The organism is Thermosediminibacter litoriperuensis (genome assembly GCF_008124715.1).
GTDB classification, from domain to species: Bacteria; Bacillota; Thermosediminibacteria; order Thermosediminibacterales; family Thermosediminibacteraceae; genus Thermosediminibacter; species Thermosediminibacter litoriperuensis.
Genome location: NZ_VNHO01000018.1, coordinates 21999 through 43130 on the forward strand (window position 1 = coordinate 21999; position 21132 = coordinate 43130).

General features: G+C 51.2%; 24 protein-coding genes. 21 read left to right on the forward strand and 3 right to left on the reverse strand.

What is annotated here, in order from left to right; all coding sequences use genetic code 11:
* Nucleotides 1-113 precede the first annotated feature (113 nt).
* Genes LZ11_RS08365 through LZ11_RS08375 form a run of 3 tightly spaced genes read left to right on the forward strand, consistent with a single transcriptional unit; the run spans nt 114 to nt 3134 of the window.
* Nucleotides 114-1073, forward strand: a complete 960-nt coding sequence (locus tag LZ11_RS08365; RefSeq protein WP_148867440.1) for an acyl-CoA dehydratase activase-related protein — start codon at nt 114-116, stop codon at nt 1071-1073.
* Nucleotides 1070-2191, forward strand: coding sequence for a 2-hydroxyacyl-CoA dehydratase (locus tag LZ11_RS08370; protein ID WP_148867441.1), 1122 nt, complete (start codon nt 1070-1072; stop codon nt 2189-2191). Before LZ11_RS08365 ends, LZ11_RS08370 begins: the two co-directional genes overlap by 4 nt.
* A complete protein-coding gene (locus LZ11_RS08375; protein ID WP_148867442.1) occupies nt 2169-3134 on the forward strand; it encodes an acyl-CoA dehydratase activase in 966 nt (321 codons plus the stop codon). The genes LZ11_RS08370 and LZ11_RS08375 overlap by 23 nt, the downstream gene beginning before the upstream one ends.
* Here LZ11_RS08375 and LZ11_RS08380 read toward each other — a convergent pair.
* Entirely contained in the window at nt 3109-3780 is a 672-nt protein-coding gene (locus LZ11_RS08380) for an MtnX-like HAD-IB family phosphatase (RefSeq protein ID WP_148867443.1), read from the reverse strand. The two genes, LZ11_RS08375 and LZ11_RS08380, sit on opposite strands and share 26 nt — an antisense overlap.
* A gap of 297 nt (nt 3781-4077) precedes the next feature.
* On the opposite strand from LZ11_RS08380, the gene ku reads away from it, so the two are divergent.
* Nucleotides 4078-4902: a non-homologous end joining protein Ku gene (ku, locus tag LZ11_RS08385; protein ID WP_148867444.1), complete on the forward strand. Its 825-nt coding sequence runs from the start codon at nt 4078-4080 to the stop codon at nt 4900-4902.
* Here ku and LZ11_RS08390 read toward each other — a convergent pair.
* A complete protein-coding gene (locus LZ11_RS08390) occupies nt 4897-5823 on the reverse strand; it encodes an ATP-dependent DNA ligase (RefSeq protein ID WP_148867445.1) in 927 nt (308 codons plus the stop codon). The genes ku and LZ11_RS08390 overlap by 6 nt on opposite strands.
* Nucleotides 5824-5921: 98 nt before the next feature.
* On the opposite strand from LZ11_RS08390, the gene ligD reads away from it, so the two are divergent.
* From ligD to LZ11_RS08475, 17 genes are all read left to right on the forward strand, one after another.
* Nucleotides 5922-6824: a non-homologous end-joining DNA ligase gene (ligD, locus tag LZ11_RS08395; RefSeq protein ID WP_246110769.1), complete on the forward strand. Its 903-nt coding sequence runs from the start codon at nt 5922-5924 to the stop codon at nt 6822-6824.
* Between the two features lie 45 nt (nt 6825-6869).
* Nucleotides 6870-7937, forward strand: coding sequence for an FAD-dependent oxidoreductase (locus tag LZ11_RS08400; protein WP_148867447.1), 1068 nt, complete (start codon nt 6870-6872; stop codon nt 7935-7937).
* A gap of 180 nt (nt 7938-8117) precedes the next feature.
* On the forward strand, nt 8118-8459 hold the full coding sequence (locus LZ11_RS08405) for an FHA domain-containing protein (RefSeq protein WP_246110770.1): 342 nt from the start codon (nt 8118-8120) through the stop codon (nt 8457-8459).
* Nucleotides 8431-9663: an FtsW/RodA/SpoVE family cell cycle protein gene (locus LZ11_RS08410; RefSeq protein WP_148867449.1), complete on the forward strand. Its 1233-nt coding sequence runs from the start codon at nt 8431-8433 to the stop codon at nt 9661-9663. Before LZ11_RS08405 ends, LZ11_RS08410 begins: the two co-directional genes overlap by 29 nt.
* Nucleotides 9647-11056, forward strand: a complete 1410-nt coding sequence (locus LZ11_RS08415) for a peptidoglycan D,D-transpeptidase FtsI family protein (RefSeq protein ID WP_148867450.1) — start codon at nt 9647-9649, stop codon at nt 11054-11056. The genes LZ11_RS08410 and LZ11_RS08415 overlap by 17 nt, the downstream gene beginning before the upstream one ends.
* 44 nt (nt 11057-11100) lie before the next feature.
* Complete coding sequence (locus tag LZ11_RS08420) at nt 11101-11982, forward strand: DMT family transporter (RefSeq protein ID WP_148867451.1); 882 nt, start codon at nt 11101-11103, stop codon at nt 11980-11982.
* Between the two features lie 74 nt (nt 11983-12056).
* Nucleotides 12057-12281 (forward strand): ATP-binding cassette domain-containing protein, encoded by a 225-nt coding sequence (locus LZ11_RS08425; protein ID WP_148867452.1) that lies wholly within the window; start codon nt 12057-12059, stop codon nt 12279-12281.
* An 11-nt stretch (nt 12282-12292) separates the two neighbouring features.
* Nucleotides 12293-12625 (forward strand): ABC transporter permease, encoded by a 333-nt coding sequence (locus LZ11_RS08430; protein ID WP_148867453.1) that lies wholly within the window; start codon nt 12293-12295, stop codon nt 12623-12625.
* Nucleotides 12626-12653: 28 nt separating this feature from the next.
* Nucleotides 12654-13676, forward strand: a complete 1023-nt coding sequence (gene namA / locus LZ11_RS08435; RefSeq protein ID WP_148867454.1) for an NADPH dehydrogenase NamA — start codon at nt 12654-12656, stop codon at nt 13674-13676.
* Nucleotides 13673-14329, forward strand: a complete 657-nt coding sequence (locus LZ11_RS08440; RefSeq protein ID WP_148867455.1) for a DNA-3-methyladenine glycosylase family protein — start codon at nt 13673-13675, stop codon at nt 14327-14329. The genes namA and LZ11_RS08440 overlap by 4 nt, the downstream gene beginning before the upstream one ends.
* Nucleotides 14330-14422: 93 nt before the next feature.
* Complete coding sequence (gene trpS / locus LZ11_RS08445) at nt 14423-15451, forward strand: tryptophan--tRNA ligase (RefSeq protein ID WP_148867456.1); 1029 nt, start codon at nt 14423-14425, stop codon at nt 15449-15451.
* A 95-nt stretch (nt 15452-15546) separates the two neighbouring features.
* Nucleotides 15547-16041 carry an ECF transporter S component gene (locus LZ11_RS08450; RefSeq protein WP_148867457.1) on the forward strand — a complete coding sequence of 165 codons (495 nt, stop codon included), beginning with the start codon at nt 15547-15549 and terminating at the stop codon, nt 16039-16041.
* Nucleotides 16042-16296: 255 nt separating this feature from the next.
* Nucleotides 16297-17463, forward strand: a complete 1167-nt coding sequence (locus LZ11_RS08455; RefSeq protein ID WP_148867458.1) for an ABC transporter substrate-binding protein — start codon at nt 16297-16299, stop codon at nt 17461-17463.
* A gap of 63 nt (nt 17464-17526) precedes the next feature.
* Nucleotides 17527-18405, forward strand: a complete 879-nt coding sequence (locus LZ11_RS08460; RefSeq protein WP_148867459.1) for a branched-chain amino acid ABC transporter permease — start codon at nt 17527-17529, stop codon at nt 18403-18405.
* A 12-nt stretch (nt 18406-18417) separates the two neighbouring features.
* A complete protein-coding gene (locus LZ11_RS08465; protein WP_148867460.1) occupies nt 18418-19305 on the forward strand; it encodes a branched-chain amino acid ABC transporter permease in 888 nt (295 codons plus the stop codon).
* A 1-nt stretch (nt 19306) separates the two neighbouring features.
* Nucleotides 19307-20083, forward strand: coding sequence for an ABC transporter ATP-binding protein (locus LZ11_RS08470; RefSeq protein WP_148867461.1), 777 nt, complete (start codon nt 19307-19309; stop codon nt 20081-20083).
* Nucleotides 20076-20795: an ABC transporter ATP-binding protein gene (locus LZ11_RS08475; protein ID WP_148867462.1), complete on the forward strand. Its 720-nt coding sequence runs from the start codon at nt 20076-20078 to the stop codon at nt 20793-20795. Before LZ11_RS08470 ends, LZ11_RS08475 begins: the two co-directional genes overlap by 8 nt.
* Before the next feature lie 49 nt (nt 20796-20844).
* Here LZ11_RS08475 and LZ11_RS08480 read toward each other — a convergent pair.
* Nucleotides 20845-21132 (reverse strand): transposase (locus LZ11_RS08480; RefSeq protein ID WP_222927228.1); only part of this gene is annotated, 288 nt, incomplete at its 5' end.

Consider the following 21132-nt stretch of genomic DNA (forward strand, 5'->3'; position numbering starts at 1 on the left):
CATTGTTCCACTCATCAATATTTAACAATTGGGCAGAGGATATACCGGAAGGAATTTTCTGCCGGTCGTTGAATTATATATTATTCAATTTTTCATACGAGGAGAGACCTGAATTGAAAATCGGCATACCGAGAGCCCTGGCCTACTACGCTTACTATCCTTTCGTAAACACTTTTTTTGAAAAACTGGGCCTGGAAGTGGTCGTCTCGGACCCCACGTCGAAAGAGATAATGGATGCCGGCGTTGAAGACGCCGTGGCGGACGCCTGCGTGCCCATAAAACTTTTTCACGGACACGTCAGGAATCTGCTGGGTCGGGTGGATTACGTCTTCGTCCCGAGGCTGGTGAGTGTGAACCGGGAAGCCACCTTCTGCCCTAAATTTCTGGGACTGCCCGACATGGTCGCCTGCTCGATAACAAACCTGAATAATATGCTGGAAGTTAGAATAGATATCGGAAAGAGAAAAAGGGAGCTTTTTTTAACCTGCCTCAGGGTAGGCAGAAAATTCCGGAAGGGGTTCTTTACGGCTTACAACGCTTACCTAAAAGCCCTCATGAGTTTGAAAAACTACACACACCAGTTCCTGCAGGGAGGTATTCCGCCCCTGGGCGTACTGACCCAGAAAAAAAGCGCCGATATCAAACTGGGGGTCGTCGGTTACCCGTATATGCTCTATGACCCGTACCTGAGCCTGGACCTTATAAAGAAGCTGATAGGCATGGGAACTTATGTGATTACTCCCGAGATGGTGCCGGAAAAGGTAAAGCAGAAATACGCGGGGAAGCTTAAAAAGACGCTTTTTTGGACCTTCAGCAACAGCGTCTTGCGGACCGCTTTTCATTTCTTGGAGACCGGCTGCGTCGACGGCATCATTCACGTAACCGCTTTCGGCTGCGGCCCTGACTTTATAGTGGACAAAATAATGGAACTGGAGGCCAGGGACAGGAACATACCCTACCTGACCATCGCCCTCGACGAGCACACCGGGCAGGAAGGCCTTAACACCAGGCTGGAAGCCTTTGTAGATATGTTGAGGAGAAAAAGAAAGGTAAAAGAGGCGGCTATGTTATGAGAAAAGTGTCCTTTCCTTACGTAGGGAATGCCACTATAACCTTTCAAAAGCTCATGAAGGCACTGGGCAACGATGTGGTGCTGCCCAAACGGCCTACTGAGGAAACGCTGAGCCTGGGCACCAAATATGCACCGGAGTTCGCGTGCCTGCCCTTCAAGATAGTACTGGGCACCTATATCGAGGCCCTGGAAGCAGGAGCCGACACCCTGGTTTCCACCGGAGGTGTGGGGCCCTGCAGGGCAGGACTCTACACTACCCTTCACGAGAAGATATTGAAGAGCCTGGGCTACGAATTCGAGATGATAACCCTGGAACCTCCCGGCAGGCATCTGAGGGACCTGGTCGCCAGTATAAAAAAACTGGTAAACCGGAAGCTGTCCATCGCCGATTACTTCAGGCTGGGCCGCTTTGTATGGAAAGAGCTTCAGCTGCTGGATAAGGCGGAAAAACTCTCTCATAAGATAAGACCTTTAGAAGTTAAAAAAGGGGAAACCACCAGGACGTATAAAAAGTGCGCTGAACTGATAGCAAAGGCGCAGAATTACCGCGATCTTGTGGAAATCGAAAGGGAGATCGAGCTTCTCTATGAAAAAATCGAAAAAAAAGACGTAGATCCCATAAAAATAGGCATCGTAGGGGAAATATACGTGGTCATCGAACCGGCGGCCAACCTGGAAATAGAAGAGATGCTGGGAGATCTGGGGGTTTATGCGGAAAGATCCATGTTTCTGGCATCTTACACTTTCTACAACGCCGTTATGGACCTTTTTAGAATGCCAGGTGAAAGGGATGTGAAAAAACTGGCTGCTCCATACTTCAAGGAAATGTGCGGCGGCCACGGGCGGGAATCGGTGGGAAACGCCATACTCTTTGCAAAAAGGGGATTTGACGGGGTGATACAACTTTCGCCTTTTACCTGCATCCCCGAAATCGTGGCCAAGAGCATACTGCCCAAGGTCTGCGCCGAATACGATATAGGGTTTCTGCCGGTAACCCTGGACGAGCAGACGGGCAAGGAAGGATTGAGGACCCGCGTGGAAGCCTTTGTAGACCTACTGGCAGCCAAGCGAAAGAAGAGAAAAGGAGATGTAGTATATGGCACATTACCTGGGTATTGACGTGGGATCCGTCAGCACAAACCTGATCATTCTTGACGAAAATGGTGACGTGGAGGATGCGGTTTACATCCGCACCCAGGGCCAGCCCATAAAGGCGGTCCAGGAAGGGCTGCGGTTGCTTAATTCCAGAAGTAATGGAAAGTGGGATATTAGAGGTGTAGGCACCACCGGCAGCGGCCGACAGCTGGCAGCGGTGATAGCGGGCGCCGACATTGTAAAAAACGAGATAACCGCCCATGCGATCGCCGCCCAGAAGGAAGTTCCCGACGTGCGAACGGTGATAGAGATAGGCGGCCAGGATTCAAAAATAATAATTCTGAGGGACGGCGTCGTAACCGACTTTGCCATGAACACCGTCTGCGCCGCCGGTACTGGGTCGTTCCTGGACCAGCAGGCCAACAGGCTGGGGATACCCATTGAAGAATTCGGCGCATACGCCCTCAGGTCGAAAAATCCGGTGCGCATTGCGGGGAGATGTGCGGTATTTGCTGAATCAGACATGATCCATAAGCAGCAGCTGGGTTACAAAATTGAGGATATAATAAGGGGGCTGTGTCAGGCCCTGGTCAGGAACTATCTGAACAACGTGGGCAAAGGCAAGGAAATACTGCCCCGGGTAGTATTCCAGGGCGGGGTGGCGGCGAATATCGGCATGAAGGCCGCCTTCGAGGAAGCGCTGGGGATGGAGGTATACGTCCCCAAATACCATCACGTCATGGGGGCCCTCGGCGCCGCCTTGCTGGCCAGAGATGCGGGGGTGAAAAACACGAAATTCAGGGGCTTTCAGGCCAGCGATATAGAGTTCACCGCGGACAGTTTCGAATGTCAGGGCTGTTCCAACCACTGCGAGGTGGTAAACATAAAAATGGAAGGGAAGGTAATTGCGCGCTGGGGAGACAGGTGCAACAGGTGGAAGACTATAGAGGATTTTGACGTGGCTTGACAGGGCTGTCGGCGGAGCGGGCCCAGTCTACTATATCGGAAAAATCTTTATAAGCGATGGCGGGGATGTCATTTTTGCGGCAGTGGGAAAGCAGAACCCCTTTTGCAAAAATGACATCCGCTTTTTTTGCCGCACATACATCCGAATAGCCGTCGCCTATATAAACCGAAATCCCGTCTCTCGGCTTTAATTTGTCGATGAGTTCGGCCTTGCAGGTGCCGCACTGCGGGCACCACCCGGAAGAGTGCTGGCATTCAATATCGAATTTCCGGCCGTCGATTATGAGTTTGTTGGAAAAATAAGGAATATCCTTGATCCCGTATTTTTTTAATATTGTTTTTATATTAAAATCGTACCCGTCGCTTAGTATGTAAATGTCATGTCCCCTTTTCCGGCAGAATTCTAAAAAAGGTATGAAGTAATCATCAACCTCCATGTTTTCAATCAAAAAATTCCTGAGATCTTCTTCGCTTGCGTCAAAAAGTTTAAACGTTTCCCTGGCGCACTCTTCGGTGGAAATTTCCCCCCTCTGCCACCGGAGCTCTATCTCTTCCCAGTTACCCCTGGCGAAGGCCTGAGTCATCGCTACGCATGTGTCCTTTTTGGTTATAGTCCCGTCGAAGTCTATAAAAAAGGTGATCTTCATAGGTATTCTCCTTTTTATGGAAGCTAACAGTTCGGGCGGTATCTTGCCGGCTGCTGTGCCGTAAATAATGCCGGCCCGCATAAAAATCGTTATCAGAATTATACCACATACCTAGAATCAAAAAAAGCCTGCCGACGGCTAACTATCGATACCCATTGGGATACGGTACCTCGCTAACCATCGGCAGGTATTCTTATTTTTTCCCGAAAAACATGCGATATTACTATATGTTACTGGAAGGATTTCCAGGGATAATCAATTTCTAAATGAGAGATATTAGTACAGGAGGTGATGCCGGTGCGCGCTCTGTGGAGGGGCTCCATCAGCTTCGGCCTGGTAAACGTGCCGGTAAAGATGTACGCCGCTACCGAGCGAAAGAACGTGAGCTTCCGGCAGATCCATAGAGAATGCGGCACTCCTATACGCTACGAAAAGGTATGCCCGGCGTGCAACCGGAAAGTCGAGGATGATGAGATAGCCCGGGGTTACGAATACGAAAAGGGAAGGTTCGTGATAATCGAAGACAAAGACCTGGAGGCCATACCCGACGAGACAACCCGTACTATAGACATCATAGATTTTGTAGACCTGTCGGAAATAGATCCCATTTATTTTGACCACTCCTACTTTCTTGGACCCGAAGAAACCGGGCAGAAGGCTTACCTGCTGCTTTTAAAAGCCTTGAAGGAAACCGGGAAAATCGCCATAGCAAAAGTGATGATAAGGGCGAAACAGAGCCTGGCGTGCCTCAGACCTTACGGCGAAAACCGCCTGGTGATGGAGACCATGTTCTACCCCGACGAGGTGAGGGATGCCGGGGAAATACCGGTCTCGCCGGACATAAAGCTCCACGAGAACGAGATTAAAATGGCGGTGCAGCTCATAAACTCCCTGGCCGCCGAATTCAAGCCCGAAAAATACACCGACGAGTACAGGAAGGCCCTGCTCGACATAATAAGGGCCAAGGTCGAAGGCCAGGAGATCAGGATTCCCGCTCCCAGGGAGGAGAAGGTGGTGGACCTCATGGAAGCCCTCAAGGCGAGCCTCGCCATGGTGGAAAAGGAAAAGGAGGGCAAGAAGGAAGCTACCGGCCGCGGCAGAAGAAAGAGGGCCACCTCATGATCCCAATTCCACCCGCCTTATGACCGGATGCCTGAGGCAGCCCTCTTCGGTGTAATCGGAGAATTCCACTTCCACAGCGACGGAAGGCCGGACCCATACGGGCTTTTCCCTCCTTCCGATGTGCGGCGGGTTGGCAAAGGGGCATGACTCCTTTGCTGATTTTGAAAGAAAATCGTACAGAACCCTGCTCGTGCCGGCATCAAGACCGCTGGATGCCCTGCCGACATAAATGAGGTCACCCTCGACGAGCTGGCCCAGAAACAGGGAGCGCACGTGTTTCCCTTCGGCCAGAAAGCCGCCCACCAGGGCGGTTATCACGCGGCGGTTTTTGATTTTAAGCCATTTGTCGCTCTTTTTTCCGATTTCGTAAACGCTGTCCAGCTTTTTGGCTACTATACCTTCAAGGCCCCTCTCCCTGGCGATCTCAAAAAGGGCGATTCCCCGGCCTGGGAATGTATCGGTTACCACCACCGGGTCCGAGGACCTCAGGGTGGACTTTAATATGTCGTACCGCCGGGAAAAGGGCAGGTCGATGATGCTCTTTCCCTTCAAGTAAAGGATATCGAAAACCACGTAGGTGACCGGTATCCTTGAGGCCAGGTAGTTTATGGTGCCCGTGTCGGTGGCCCAGTCCCGCCTCATCAACTGTTGGAAGTTGGGCTTTCCGCCGATCAAAGTTATCATCTCTCCATCCAGTACCGCTTCGGTGCCCCCGAGGGCATCCGATAGCGCGCCGGCCACCTCCGGGTACTGGACGGTGCGCCTTTTCATTTTCCTGTTGAAAAGCTCAACGCCGCCGCTTAAGTGGGCTACTATCCTGGTGCCGTCCCACTTTATCTGGAAGCCGTATTTTTCGTCGTCGAAGGGCTTCGGGTGAGGCAGCGGCTCCATGGGTATGAAGGGTATCCCGGGCTTTATCATTTTACATCACCGTACATATTCTGCCCGTTTAAAAAATATTTTTTCATTGGAGGAAAATTCAGGATAAGAGCTGAATATAATAATATAATCGGGTAGGTGTGGCATTCTTGCCTGTTGTCATAGTAGAAAACGAAAAACTTGCGCTGACCAACCTTTCAAAAGTGATGTGGCCCGAGGACAATATAACAAAGGCTAATTTCATAGATTACTATGTCCGCATAGCTCCCTACGTGCTGCCCCACCTCAAGGATCGCCCCATGGTTTTCACCCGGTACCCCGACGGCATATACGGCAAGGCTTTTTACCAGAAAAATATTCCCGATTACGCTCCCGAGTGGCTCAGGACCTACGACGAGGAAAGTTTTGCCGGAGGCAGGAGGAAGGTTGTGCGCTACGCACTTATCGACGATATGAAAAGCCTGCTCTGGGCCGCGAATCAAGCAAGTCTTGAGATGCACCCCTGGCTTTCCAGAGTGGGGACCATAGAATACCCGGACTTCGTGGTGTTCGACCTGGACCCTATGGAAAACACCGATTTCGAAGATGCCCGGCAACTGGCGCTGGCGTTGAAAAAACTGCTGGAGATTGAGGGGCTTACGGGATTCCCCAAAACTTCCGGCGCCACCGGCATTCAGGTATACGTACCGATAGAGCCTAGGTACACCTACCGGGAGGTCAGGGTTTTTGCCGAATTCTTCTGCAGGGTCCTGGAAAGGACTTTTCCGGAGAAAGCCACTACCGAGAGAAGCATAAAAAAGCGCAGGGGCAAGGTGTACCTCGACTACCTGCAAAACATAAAGGGCAAAACGCTGATCGCGCCTTACAGCCCCAGGCCTATAGCGGGAGCGCCCGTTTCGGCGCCGGTTACATGGGATGAACTTGAAGGCGGGGTCAGGCCTTCTATGTTCAACATCAAGAACATGCCCGGCAGGCTGGAAAAGATGGGAGACCTGTTTAAAGACGTCCTGGAAGTGAAACAGCGTATTGACAGGTGGCTGTAGGAGGGACCTTTGTGAACATCACCTTGATGTAAAGGTGGGATAGCGTTGGCAAGGGTTCTGGTGATAGGAGGGGGCCCCGGCGGCCTTACAGCGGCTGCTGAGGCCGCATCCATGGGCCATGACGTAAGGCTCCTCGAGAAGGGCCGGATAGGCGAAGATATCCGGTGCGCCGAAGGTTTCTTTGACGTGCTGAAAAAATTGGGAAAGCCCGGCGCGGGCGTGAGATTCAAGGTAGAGAAGCTCATTGTGAGAGCAGTGGCCACCTACGAAATCGACGTCGAAGATCTGAACCTGTGGATGATTGACAGGAGGGAATGGCAGGAAGACCTGGCCCGCATTGCCAGGGAAAAGGGTGTGGTCATTGAGGAAAACAGCCCGGTTTCTCCGAAAGATCTGGATGGGCTGAGGATGGATTACGACTACGTAATAGACGCCAGCGGCGCGCCTCCGGTTACTTCCAGGGCTTACGGATTTGCTGACTTTTACAAGCAAAACTGCGGCAGGACCGTGCAGTACGTCCTGGAGGGGGATTTTTCCTACCTGGGGAATAACCTGAAAGTGGGTCTGCTGCCGGGGCTCTACGGATATTACTGGATATTTCCCAAAGGCAGGCAGACGGCCAACGTCGGGGTGGGCAGCTTTGGCGGAGAGCCCTTGCCGCTGTGGAAGCGGCTGCGCGAGGTGCTGGAAAGGGAAGGACTTTCGGCATACGGTATAACCAGAGAACTGGGAGGCATCTGCCCGATCAGGATGGCCCCGCGGCTGGTCTACGACAATATATTGCTGGTAGGTGATGCCGCCGGTCTCACTTCCCCTCTGCACGGCGGCGGTATCGACATGGCTGTGCTCAGCGGCATGGAAGCCGCCAGGAGCCTTTCTTCCGGCGGGGCGGACTACGAGAAAAATCTCCGCCGGCTGCTGTCTCCAAGGCTCACGATTGAAGCTATGGCGGCGGGCGTATGGAAAAAGCACAGTTTTGAAGAGATGGACGGACTAATAGCTACACTGGTAAAAACGGGGCTTTACAGGCCGTTTCTTAACCCGAACCTATTCAATACCTTTACGGCCGTGCTGATTGCCAAAATCCTCAAGGTGGAAAATCCTGCGGTGTAACCGCGGGGTTTTTTTATGCTGTTATTTTTATCCACATGAGATTGCCCGCTTTTCAATTGTGTTATAATATACTAGAGGTGGTTTTTAGTGTATGAGCTACTGGCTCAAATTTTGAAATTTCTATTAATCGGGCTAATATATTATTTTTTATATAATTTTTTAAAGTTGATGGTGCTTGACTTGAGTGAAGAAAAAAATACGTCAGGGGATACCGGTTATTACCTCAGAAGCGACGATGGCAGGGAATATCCCCTCCGGCCTGTAACTACAATAGGTCGTGCCGGGGATTCCGACATAGTGATAAACGACCCTTATCTTTCCAGCAAGCACGCCATGATCTTTAAAAAGGGCAGAAGGATGGTTATACAGGATCTTAAAAGCACCAACGGCACATTTTTAAACGGAAAGCGTATAAAAAGGGCGGTGGCTTTAAGAGAAAAGGACGTTATAACGATGGGCGGCAGGAACTTCACCTTTTTAAGGAGGGAGGCCCGTGGACTCGAAAGTGGAAGCGACTTATAACAGGGCGCTGAGCGCGATGGCTCTGGTGGGTTTTATATCTTTTTTACTCCTCTCCATCTACAGAAAGCCCCTATCGCCGGTGCCCTTTTACGGTGCCGTAACATTTTTAAGCATAGTATTCATCGGTTATTTTTTCACCGGCTGGATTTTCCCCAGTTCGGACAAATTTCTGTTCATTCTGGCGGGATTTCTGGTGGAGCTGGGCCTCATAATGCTCTGCAGGATCAACATAGAACTTTTTAAAAGACAGGTCGCCTTTTTCGCCCTTGGCGTCGGATTTTTTATTTTGAGCAGCATTCTTACAAGGTATTTCGTCAGGCTCGAACTGAACCCCGTTTACTTATGGGGCATTACTACAGCGCTGCTTTTACTACCCCTTTTGTTCGGAGTGGAAAAGGGGGGAGCCAGGAACTGGCTGGCTTTCGGCGGCTTTACTTTTCAGCCCTCGGAACTTGCAAAGATCACCTTCGTGTTTTATCTGGCCGGTGTTGTGAAACAAAACAAAATAAATCATTTCCCCAGGCTCGCGGCCGAAATCCTGGCTGCTGTCGGTCTTCTGGTTTTATCCAGGGACCTGGGCGGGGCGATGCTTTTTTACTTAACGGCCCTGGCCGTGATTTTCGCCGCTACTTCCAGGCTGGATGTGACGGCGGCCGGGCTGTTTGCCGCCGGAATCATGGGTGTTCTGAGCTACAACCTTTTCGACCACGTCAGGGTCAGGATTGAAGCCTGGTTAAACCCGTGGCAGGATGTTCCGGGCAGGGGTTATCAGATCGCCCAGTCCCTTTTTGCCATAGCGGAAGGCGGCTATTTCGGCACCGGGCTGGGCCTGGGGCGGCCGGACTTCATCCCGGCGGTGGCGACGGACTTTATCTTTTCCGCCTTTACGGAGGAGTTTGGATTTCTCGGGGCCGCCGCCGTCATCCTCATGTATTTCCTTTTGGTGTACAGGGGCATAAGGATAGCCCTCAGGTTGAAAGATAGCTACCCGGCTCTGATAGCCCTGGGGCACACGGTAATGTTCGGGATGCAGATATTTACCATAATAGGCGGTGTTATAAAGCTGATACCGGTAACCGGTGTTACATTGCCTTTTATGAGCTACGGGGGGAGTTCTATGGTTATGAGCTTTACATCCCTGGGCATTCTGAACGGTCTGTGGCTTCAGGCAAGGGAAGGAGAGACCGATGGAGAAACTGCATAGAAACATCAAGCTGATATTTGCGGTGTTCTGCGGGCTCTTCCTGTGCCTTTTAGGATACCTCACCTATTTCCAGGTTTACGAGCGGCAAAAGCTCATAGAAAGCTCTTATAACCGGAGGCTCTGGGAACAGGAGGAGAGCATCACCAGGGGCACCGTGTATGACATTAAGGGAAGAGTCCTCGCCGCTACGGTTGAGGAAAATGGTGTGAAAAGGCGGGTTTACCCCCAGGGCCCGGCTTTCGGTCCGCTGCTCGGGTATTCCAGCAGAAAGCTGGGGAGGGCCGGGCTGGAAGAAGTGCTGAACGGGGAACTTTTAGGAATTTCCCAGCAGGACCCCATGCTGGTGTTGCGCCAGAAGGTTCTGGGAGTTTCAAAGGGCAACGACGTTTACCTGACAATAGACTCCGACCTTCAGAAAAAGGCGTACGAGCTTTTCCGGGGAAGGCGGGGGGCTCTGGTGGCCCTGGACCCGAATACTGGCGCGGTTCTGGCCATGGTGAGCTCGCCGGGTTACAATCCCGGTCTTGCCGAACAGCAGTGGGAAGCATTGTCTAAGGACGAGGCAAGCCCCCTGCTCAACAGGGCCATCCAGGGATTGTATCCTCCCGGTTCGTCCTTTAAAATAGTGACCCTGGCCGCGGCCCTGGAAGGCATACCGGATATAGAGAAAAAGACTTACGAGACGCCGGGATACGTGAAGGTCAACGGCAGAGTCATAAGGGATTACGAAGGTATGGAACCGGGCAATTACGACGTTAAGAAGGCCTTCAGGCACTCCAGCAACTCGGTTTTCGTGAAAATAGGACTTGAACTGGGAAAAGAAAGGCTTTTTGCCAAAGCCCAGGAGTTCGGGTTCAATTCAAGAATTCCCTTTGAGCTGCCGGTCACCGTGAGCAGATTCCCCGGGTTTTCACTTATGAGCGACGATGTAGAGCTGGCCGAGGATTCCATAGGCCAGGGCCGCCTCCTGGCGACCCCGCTTCAGATGGCCCTGGTAACTTCCACGGTGGCCAACGGCGGCAAGATGGTACAGCCGTATATCGTCCATAAGGCTGTTACTCCTCTAGGGTACGTAAAAAATTTTCAAAAGACGGGCTTTACGAAACAGGTAATCGACGGGGTAACGGCGAATAAAATAAGGGAATATATGGTAGATGTGGTGGAAAACGGGACGGGTACCCCTGCGAAAATTCAGGGCATACCGGTAGCCGGTAAGACCGGCAGTGCCGAAAACCCTCACGGCAAACCCCATGCCTGGTTCGTAGGGTTTGCTCCGGCGCACGACCCGAAGATAGCAGTGGCGGTTGTGGTGGAAAACGCGGGTTCCGGCGGCAGGAACGCCGGCCCTATTGCCAGAGACATAATTCTGCAGTACCTGAAAGGTCTGCGGTAGATGCATATAAAAAGAAGTGTCAGGATACCGGGGGGTAGCAAAAAATGAGGATCAAAAAGAGCCTTCTGGCGGACGGGGCTCTGCTCCTGACTGCCATGGCCTGGGGGCTCAACTTTGTCGTAATGAAAAACGCCCTTGAGAGGATAACGCCTTTCATGTACCTTGCCGTGAGGTTTTTGCTGGCTTTTCTCGTCCTTGCAGCTGTCTTCAACGAAAATATAAAAAAAGTGGATAATAGGGATATAATCGGAGGGAGTATCATAGGACTTTTCCTCTTTCTCGGCTTTGCAACCCAGATGGTGGGGTTGATATATACCACCCCGGCCAAGTCCGGCTTCATAACGGGAAGCAATGTAGTAATGGTCCCGTTTCTGGCGTACTTTGTAAATAAAAAGTTCCCCGGCTGGTACCAGGTGCTGGGGGCCGCCGTCACTTTTGCCGGGCTGGGTGTCATTTCTCTGGAAGGCGGGTTCAGGATAAATATAGGGGATTTTCTTACGCTGCTCTGCGCCTTGTTTTTTGCCATGCAGATAGTGGCCATCGAATACTACGCCAGACAGGGCAATCCAATTAACCTTGCAATCCTCGAGACGGGTATAACCGGAATCCTGTCGCTCCTTGTAGGCGCCGTTACCGAGCCCATGCCCGTAACGCTGGATTTATCAATGTGGATTGCGATACTCTATGCCGTTATATGCTGCACCGCAGGCGCTTTTCTCGTCCAAAACGTTGCGCAGAAATACACCACCTCGACCCACGCGGCGGTCATCATGTGCCAGGAGGCGGTATTTGCCGCTGTGTTTTCCTTCCTCTTCTGGGGTGAACCCGTAACGTTCAGGGCCCTGGCCGGCTTTGCGCTTATACTGGCAGGGGTACTGATAACCGAACTTACACCTGCTTACGGAGTTAAAACGGAATCCCTTTGAGGGTCTGTCGATAATACCCCTGGGGAACCGTTACAGGGAGGTAAAATAAAACGTTTAAACGGAGGGGGAGGAGGATGCTCAAAGTATGCAACATTACCAAAACTTATAAGAATCCGCCCGTTACGGCTCTCGCCGGTGTCTCCCTGGAGGTGATGGAAGGTGAGGTGGTGGGGCTTTTAGGGCCTAACGGGTCCGGCAAAACCACTCTGATAAAGATCATCAACGGCATCACCCTTCAGGACTCCGGGGAAATTTTCATCGGCGGCCGGCCGGTTAAAAACTGGTCGCACTGCTGCTGACCCTCGTCGGGATGTACGGGCTCGGCTACATATTTGCGGGATTTGCCCTTTACGTCAAGAGGGTTAACAGAGCTGTGACCGTATTCCAGACCCTGATATTCTTCATTTCGGGAATGCTGTATCCTCCGGAAGCAATACCGGAAATCCTGGGCTGGATTTCCCGAAGCCTTCCCATTACCCAGGGCATGCATATCGCGAGGTTGAGCATGGTGGGGCTATCCGTACCCTCAGAGCTGTGGTTCATGCTGGCTTTTACATCTTTGGTTTACCTTACAGCCGGCCTTCTGGTGTTCTCGTATTTTGCAAGGCTCGTCCGGAAAAATGGCCTGCTCGGCAGCCATTGATGAACTTCCAAAAAAGGAGGGGGATTTTATGTCCAGACTTTTTTCCAAAATAAAAATAAAAGACATGGAAGTGAGAAACAGGATCGTCATGCCGCCGATGTGCATGTACAGCTCCGATGATAGGGGCTTTCCAAACTCCTGGCATTTGATTCACTACGCCACCAGGGCCATCGGCGGGGTCGGCTTGATCATCATGGAGGCCACCGCCGTTGAAAGAAGAGGAAGGATATCCGCAAGGGATCTCGGCATATGGAACGACTCGCATATAGAAGGGCTCGCGAAGATAGCGGCCGAAGTTAAAAAATACGGAGCAAAGATAGGCATACAGCTTGCTCATGCCGGAAGAAAGTGCAGCGCGCCGGGCGAAGATCTGATAGCCCCGAGCCCCATAGCCTTTGACGAAACCTACGGCGTGCCCCGGGAGATGACTGAAGAGGACATAAAAGAGGTGGTAAGTGCATTTAAAGCCGCCGCCCTGAGGGCGTACAGAGCCGGGTTCGATCTCATAGAGATTCACGGGGCCCACGGCTATCTTATAAGTGAATATCTCTCCCCGCTTACCAACAGGCGAACCGACGAATACGGAGGAAGCATTGAAAACAGGGCAAGATTTCTCAAAGAAGTTATAAAAGCGGTAAGGGAAGTGTGGCCCGAGGAAAAACCGCTTATGGTGAGGGTTTCCGCCGAGGACTATGCGGAGGGCGGGAATCATGATATAGATTTAGCGGACATCATAAACCTGGTAAAGGGTGAAGGAGTGGATATAATCGATGTCAGCTCCGGGGCGGTGGTACCGGCGAAAATAAACGCCTACCCCGGATACCAGGTAAGGTTTGCGGAGACCATAAGAAAAGTGACAGGACTCCCCGTAATAGCCGGCGGGCTCATTACGGTGGCCGAAATGGCCGAAGAAATTCTTCAAAACGAGAGGGCTGACATGGTATACCTGGGCAGGGAGCTTCTTAGAAACCCCTACTGGCCTTTAAACGCTGCAAAACAGCTAGGCGACGATATCGAGTGGCCCGAGCAGTATGAAAGGAGTAAAAAATGATTCCACACAAAAAGATTTTAAGATTCAAAAAGGATGACCCGGCTTTAAAAGCCCTTTCGAAAGCCGACGAAAAAATGGCTTATCTTGTGCAGTTGATCGGTGATTATTCACTGGAACTTGAAGAAGAATATTTCCAGTCGCTGGTCCAGTCCATAGTAGGGCAGCAGCTTTCCATGAAGGCCGCGGATACTATCTGGAGAAGGCTGCAGGAACTGTGCGGCGAGGTGACGCCCGGCAGAATTCTGAGTTTAAAAGAAGATGAACTGAGGAGTGCCGGATTGTCGAAGAAAAAAATAGAATATATTAAAGACCTGTCGGAAAAGGTTTTATCCGGGATTCTGGATCTTAATAAAATTGACTCCATGACCGATGAAAAGGTGATCGACGCCCTGGTTCGGGTAAAGGGGATCGGGCGGTGGACCGCCGAAATGTTTCTTATATTTTCCCTGGGAAGGCCCGATGTTTTTTCGGTTGCGGACCTGGGGCTTCAGAAGGCCGTGAAATGGCTTTATGGGCTTTCCGATTGGCCCGATAAAAAATTTCTCATCGAATGCAGCCAGCGGTGGAAGCCCTACAGGACGGCGGCGTCGCTGTACCTCTGGGAAGCCATAAACAGGGGGATTGTGGATGGAAAAGATGGGGTAAGAGAATAAAGTAGTGGTGGCTTTATATGGATGCACTTGTATAATATGTCTTTCCGATGTAAAATAAATAAAAATACGCATTGGATGGGATGGGAAGTAAAGATGAGCGGTAAAAAGAGAATTTTCAGCGGTGCCCAGCCTTCCGGTTCCGTTACCCTGGGAAACTTTTTGGGAGCGATAAAAAACTGGGTGGAGTTTCAGGATAAATACGACTGTATATACTGTATCGTGGACCTTCACGCGCTGACCGTAAGGCAAGACCCGCAGGTATTCCGGGAAAGGGGTTATTCTTTCCTGGCCCAGTACCTGGCCTGCGGCCTGGACCCCGAAAAAAACGTGGTGTACTTTCAATCCCACGTCAGCGCCCACGCGGAACTTGCATGGATTCTGAACTGTTACACCTATATGGGCGAACTGAGCAGGATGACCCAGTTTAAGGAAAAGGCTAAAAAACACCGGGACAATATAAATGCCGGCCTTTTTACCTACCCGGTGCTCATGGCCGCCGACATACTGCTTTTCCAGACGGACCTGGTGCCTGTGGGCGAAGACCAGAAACAGCACGTAGAACTGACCAGAGATATAGCAATCAGGTTCAACAATTTATACGGAGAAATTTTTAAAATACCCGAGGCCTATATCCCCAAAGTCGGCGCCAGGATAATGAGCCTCCAGGAACCCACCAAAAAGATGTCCAAAAGCGATGAAAACGAGAACAGCTATATTCTGGTGCTGGACCCTCCCGATGTGATAATGAAAAAGTTCAAGAGGGCCGTCACCGACTCGGAAGCCGAGGTAAGATACGATGTAGAGAGAAAACCCGGTATAAGCAACCTCATGAACATATACGCCGCCGTGACCAGCAGGTCTTTTAAAGAAATCGAGAGGGAGTTTGAGGGAAAGGGTTACGGCTACTTTAAAAAAGCTGTGGCGGAAGCGGTGATCGACAGGCTCAGGCCTATACGGGAGAAATACGACGAGCTGATGGCCAATAAAGACTACATGGAAAAAGTCATGAAAAATGGAGCATCCAGAGCCAACGAACTCGCCCAGGAGACCTTGAAAAACGTATACGATAAAATAGGCCTAGTTCCTTGCCCAAATACCGGCCCTAAAGGTTCTGGTCTTTAGGCTGTTAGAAATATCTGTCAAAATGATGTAAGATTAAAAAGTGAGGACTATCTATCCTGACGTGAGGGAAAACCTGAAGCGAAGGGGGAATTTTTATGAAATTCGACACTAAATTTTTAACCAGGACGGCTCTTCTGCTGGCGGTGACTCTTATGGTGCAGTACCTCAAGATGCCGCAGCTCATAACCGGCTCGCTGGTGAACGCCATGCTGGTGATCGCATCCGGTGCCGTGGGCGTGTTTTCGGGTATAACCATAGGTCTTTTGACTCCCGTTATCGCGCTTTTAGTGGGCATACTGAAGTTCCCGCCCATGGTTCCCTTCATAATGGCGGGCAACGCCCTATACGTCTGGCTTTATTCTTCCCAAAAGAACGCCATGATAGGGGTACCGCTGGCCGCCGTGGCGAAATACGCGTGGCTTTCGATTTCGGTTGTATACATCCTTAATTGGTTCGGCATCAGGGTGCCCGCGCCGGTCGTTCAGGCGTTTACGCTCCCCCAGCTTTTCACAGCCCTGCTGGGAGGGGCGATCGGTTTGACGGTAATCTTTTTGCTCCAACGTAGTTTTGCGAAGGAAAAAGAAATGTAAATTTATACAGAGCCCGCAAGGGCTCTTTTTGTGTACAAAATACATTTAGCAGAAAATTGACATTTCGTTGACTGTAAGGGGCGATGCATTTATAATATATTAGTAACGCACCTTTAACGGAATCAAACAGAAACATAAATATTAATATTTATTTATATTTATACAAAGGCGATTAATTGCCGGAACGAAGGAGGGGGAAGACGGGGTATAAATATAAATTTTTTAACATTTAACAATATTATTGGAGGTGCGACAGTGCAGAAAAGGTTAATAATTTTTCTTGTACTTCTCCTGACAGCAACCGTATTTGCCGCCGGGTGCAGTAACCAGGGCCAGGGGCCGGCCGGAGGTGATGTGGTGAAGATCGGATGGATCGGTTCACTCACCGGTGACACGGCTGTATGGGGTCAGAGCGAGCTCAATACCCTGGAGTTGCTCGCAGGGGAGCTTAACGCTTCCGGCGGTCTGCTCGGTAAAAAAATCCATATAGTGGGTTATGACACCCGCGGCGACGCTACGGAAGCCGTAAATGCGGTAAAAAGGCTGGTCTCGCAGGATAAGGTTGTAGCTATCATAGGTCCCAATGCCAGCAGTTCAGCTATGGCCATATCGGGAACCCTTGAAGAGATGAAGGTACCCGACATAGCCACGGTTGCCACCAACCCGAAGGTAACCGTTATGGACGGGAAGGTCAAACCCTTCAATTTCCGGGTATGCTTTATAGATCCCTACCAGGGCGCCGTGGCAGCAGGCTACGCTTTTGACGTGCTGGGATTCCGGAAAGCGGCCGTACTGTATGATGTAGCTGACGAGTACTCCCAGGGTCTTGCCGAGTTCTTCATAAAGACTTTCGAGGAAAAGGGCGGCCAGATAGTCGCCAAAGAAGCCTTCAAAAGCGGGGATACCGATTTCAGGCCGCAGCTTGCCAAGATAAAGGCCACGAACCCCGAAGTCATTTTCATGCCCTATTACTTCAAGGAAGCAGCTCTCAGTGCAAAGCAGGCCAGGGACCTCGGCATAAAGAGCGTGCTGATGGGCGGCGACGGCTGGCCTTCGGATACTCTGCTGGAGATGGCCGGCGATGCGGTTGAGGGCAGCTATTTCGTAAATCACCTGGATTTCGACGACCCCGAGGTCCAGGACTTCAAGCAAAGGTATAACGCTAAGTACGGCAAGATGCCGGAGCTGAACGGGTATCTCGCCCATGACGCTTTCATGGTGCTGGTCGACGCTGTAAAACGCGCCAACAGCTTCGATCCGGTAGCCATAAGGGATGCCCTGGAGACCGTCGATATAGAGGGCATTACCGGTAAGATTAAAATAGGTAAGGATACCCACAATCCTGAAGGTAAGGAAGCAGCCATTATTAAGATCGAAGGCGGCAAGTACAAGTTCCAGCAGAAGTACGCCGTGACGGATTAAAGACTCAAATCCGGGTTCTGCGCTTAAAATGCGCAGAACCCTCCATTAATAAGGGGAGATTTTATGAACCAGATTCTGCAGCAGCTGATTAACGGCTTTTCTATTGGGAGCGTATACGCCCTCATGGCTGTGGGCTATTCCCTGGTCTACAGTATAATGAACTTCAGCAATTTCGCCCACGGGGGCGTCATAATGCTGGGGGCGTATTTCGGCTTTTTCTTCATAACCCTATTTAAAATGCCGTTCTGGGTGGCGTTCATTGGGGCTGGAATATGTTCCATGCTCGTTGCCGTGCTCGTGGAACGGATGGCTTACAAGCCCTTGAGGGCGAGAAACGCTCCGTTTTTGTACTTCATGATTTCCGCTATGGGAGCTTCCATGTTTATAGAGAACTTCGTTATTGCCACCATCGGCCCCACTTTCAGAACCTACCCGCAGATCTTTCCGGCGGAACCCTTCAGCCTGGGCGGGATTTACGTGGGCCGGCTCGATATGATGATGTTCCTCATTTCTGCCGTTAGCCTTATAGCCCTGGTTTATTTTATAGAGTGTACCAAACTGGGCAAGGCAATCCAGGCCACGGCCTTCAACCCCAGGGCCAGCGCCCTTATGGGCATAAATACGGATTCAGTTATTCTCACGGTCTTCGGACTCGGCGGATTCCTGGCGGGTATTGCCGGCGTGCTCTTCGGTATGAAGTACACGGTGTACCCCCAGATCGGATTTATAACGATAAAATCCTTTATCGCGGCCGTTTTCGGAGGCCTGGGCAGCCTTCCCGGAGCGGTTATAGGTTCCTTCATCCTGGGGATAGTGGAGACGATGGTGTCGGGTTACATCATGTCCCAGTACAGGGACCTGATATCCTTCAGCCTGCTCATACTGATCCTGGTGTTCAAACCCATGGGCCTCATGGGTAAATCCGTCGAGGACAAGGCATAAGGAGGGATAGCATTGAACTGGTTTTATATAGAAGGTGTACTGATCCTTGCCGGAATAAACATCATCGCCGTCCTGGGTCTTTCCCTCCTTACCGGATTTACAGGACTGTTTTCCTTCGGACACGCGGGCTTTATGGCGATCGGTGCCTACTCCGCCGTATATTTCGGCGAAAGGATGGGTCTCCCCTTTGCAGTTTCCGTAGTTGCAGGTGGCCTGGTCGCCGGCCTGGTGAGCCTTTTCATAGGCAGGCTGACTCTGAAACTGAAGGGCGACTATTTCTGCATCGCTACTCTGGGATTCGGGGAGGCCATACGCCTTGTGCTGGACAACGTGCAGGTCTTCGGAGGTGCCAGGGGCTGGCCGGGGATACCGCTGAAGGTGGACCTGGTGACGGTAACAATATTTAACATCGTCGGAATATTATTTTTAATGTTTTTAATAAATTCCAGGCACGGGCGCTCGATGATAGCCGTCAGGGAAGAGGAGCTGGCGGCGAAGGTCATCGGAATAGACACTTACAGGTATAAGGTTATTTCCCTTTTTATCAGTGCCGTATACGCGGGGATTGCCGGAGGGCTTCTGGGGTATTACCTCACCTTCCTTCAGCCCAAGCTGTTCGGCCTTCAGAAGTCCACCGAGTACACCATAATGGTCATCTTCGGGGGCATCGGCAGCATTTCCGGAAGCGTACTGGCGGCCTTTATTTTAACGGTGCTGCCCGAAATGCTGAGGTCCTTTGCGGTATGGAGGTTCGTGATTTACGGCGCCGCCGTTATATTTATCATGATAGCGAGGCCCCAGGGCCTGATGGGCGGTAAGGAGATAACACTAAAAGGCATAGCCGGAATTTTAGGAATACCGGGCAGAAATCGAAAGACCGCCCGAAGCGGGGAGGTATAAGATGGAGCTCTTGAGGCTTGAAAACCTAACCAAGACTTTCGGTGGCCTTACCGCCGTGAAAGATGTGAATTTTACCGTCAACGAAGGCTCAATATCGGGACTTATAGGGCCCAACGGGGCCGGGAAGACAACTATATTCAACCTCATAACGGGAATTTACAAGGTCACGAGAGGCGCCATATATTTTCAAAATGTCCCGATCCATGACAAAGAGCCCCACGTAATAGCCGGAATGGGAATAACCAGGACCTTCCAGAACATAAGGCTCTTTAAAAACCTTACGGTTTACCAAAACGTGCTGACCGCCTGCCATCACAACGCCGACTACGGCATATTTGACGCGGCTCTGAGGCTGAAAAAATTCAGGCGGCAGGAGAGGGAGCTAAAAGAATTCGCCGGCCGGCTCCTGGAGCTTATGGAGCTCTCCGGGTGGAAGGATAAGGTGGCCAATTCTCTCCCCTACGGGCTCCAGCGGAGGCTGGAAATCGCCAGAGCCCTGGCGCTGAAGCCTAAACTCCTTTTGCTCGACGAGCCCGCCGCGGGCATGAACCCCGATGAGACGCGGCAGCTGATGAATTTAATCCGCCGGATAAGGGATGAGTTCGGATGCACCATACTCGTCATAGAGCACCACATGGACCTGATAATGGGCATCTGTGATAACATAATTGTGCTGAATTTCGGCAAAAAACTGGCCGAAGGGCCTCCCGAAAAGATTCAGCAGGATCCGTTGGTCATTGAGGCGTATCTGGGCGAAGGGGGGATGCCGGGTGCTTGAAATCAAGAACCTTCACGCTTATTACGGCGGCATACACGCCCTTAAAGGCGTCGGCATATCGGTGAGCGAAGGGGAAATAGTTACGATAATAGGCGCCAACGGCGCGGGCAAATCCACGCTTTTAAACGCCGTTTCGGGAATCGTGAGGTACAGGGAAGGAAGCATATTTTTCAAGGGAAAACCGCTGCCCAGGTTGCCACACCTCATCGTCAAGAGGGGCATAGTGCAGGTTCCCGAGGGAAGACTGATCTTCGCGAACCTTACGGTGAAGGACAACCTTATGTTGGGAGCCTACCTGAGGAGTGATAAAGAAGGGATAAAGCGTGACCTGGAAAAGGTGTACGAACTCTTCCCGCGCCTGAAGGAAAGGGAAAAGCAGATGGCGGGGACCCTTTCCGGCGGAGAGCAGCAGATGCTGGCCATAGGCAGGGGGCTGATGAGCAACCCCGAGCTGATCCTCCTCGACGAGCCTTCGCTGGGCCTGGCGCCCATAATGGTGGAGACCATATTTCGGGTGATCAAAGATATAAAGAACCTGGGCAAGACCATCCTGCTGGTGGAGCAGAACGCTTACAAAGCCCTTTCCACCGCCGACTCAGCATATATGCTGGAACAGGGCAGGGTAGTGAAAAGCGGCAGAGCTGCCGACCTCATCAACGACCCGGGTGTAAAGGAATCCTACCTTGGAGTGAAAGTGAATAACCGCAGTTAAAACTAAAGCCCTCCTTTGAGGGCTTTACAGCTTGTAGACAAAGCCGCTTTTAGGTTATGCATCCTAAAAGCGGCTTTTTGTTGAAGGCGAAGAAAATTTTTAAGAAAAACGAATGTAAAGCGGGGACTGTTGGCGGAAACGTTCCCCGTCTTTTCTTCCATAAAGCCAGCTTTTTTAAATTCATGCATGCGAAAAGAAGCGTGAGGTAATGTCCGACTTTCCTCAAGCCTCGTAGATTTGTATAGCGCATGCCATGCTTTTCCTTCGCATCGGCAAATACCCGCTCGATGGTCTGGCCGCGCATTTTGTATAGTTCTTTACCCCATTGGGTGTGTCT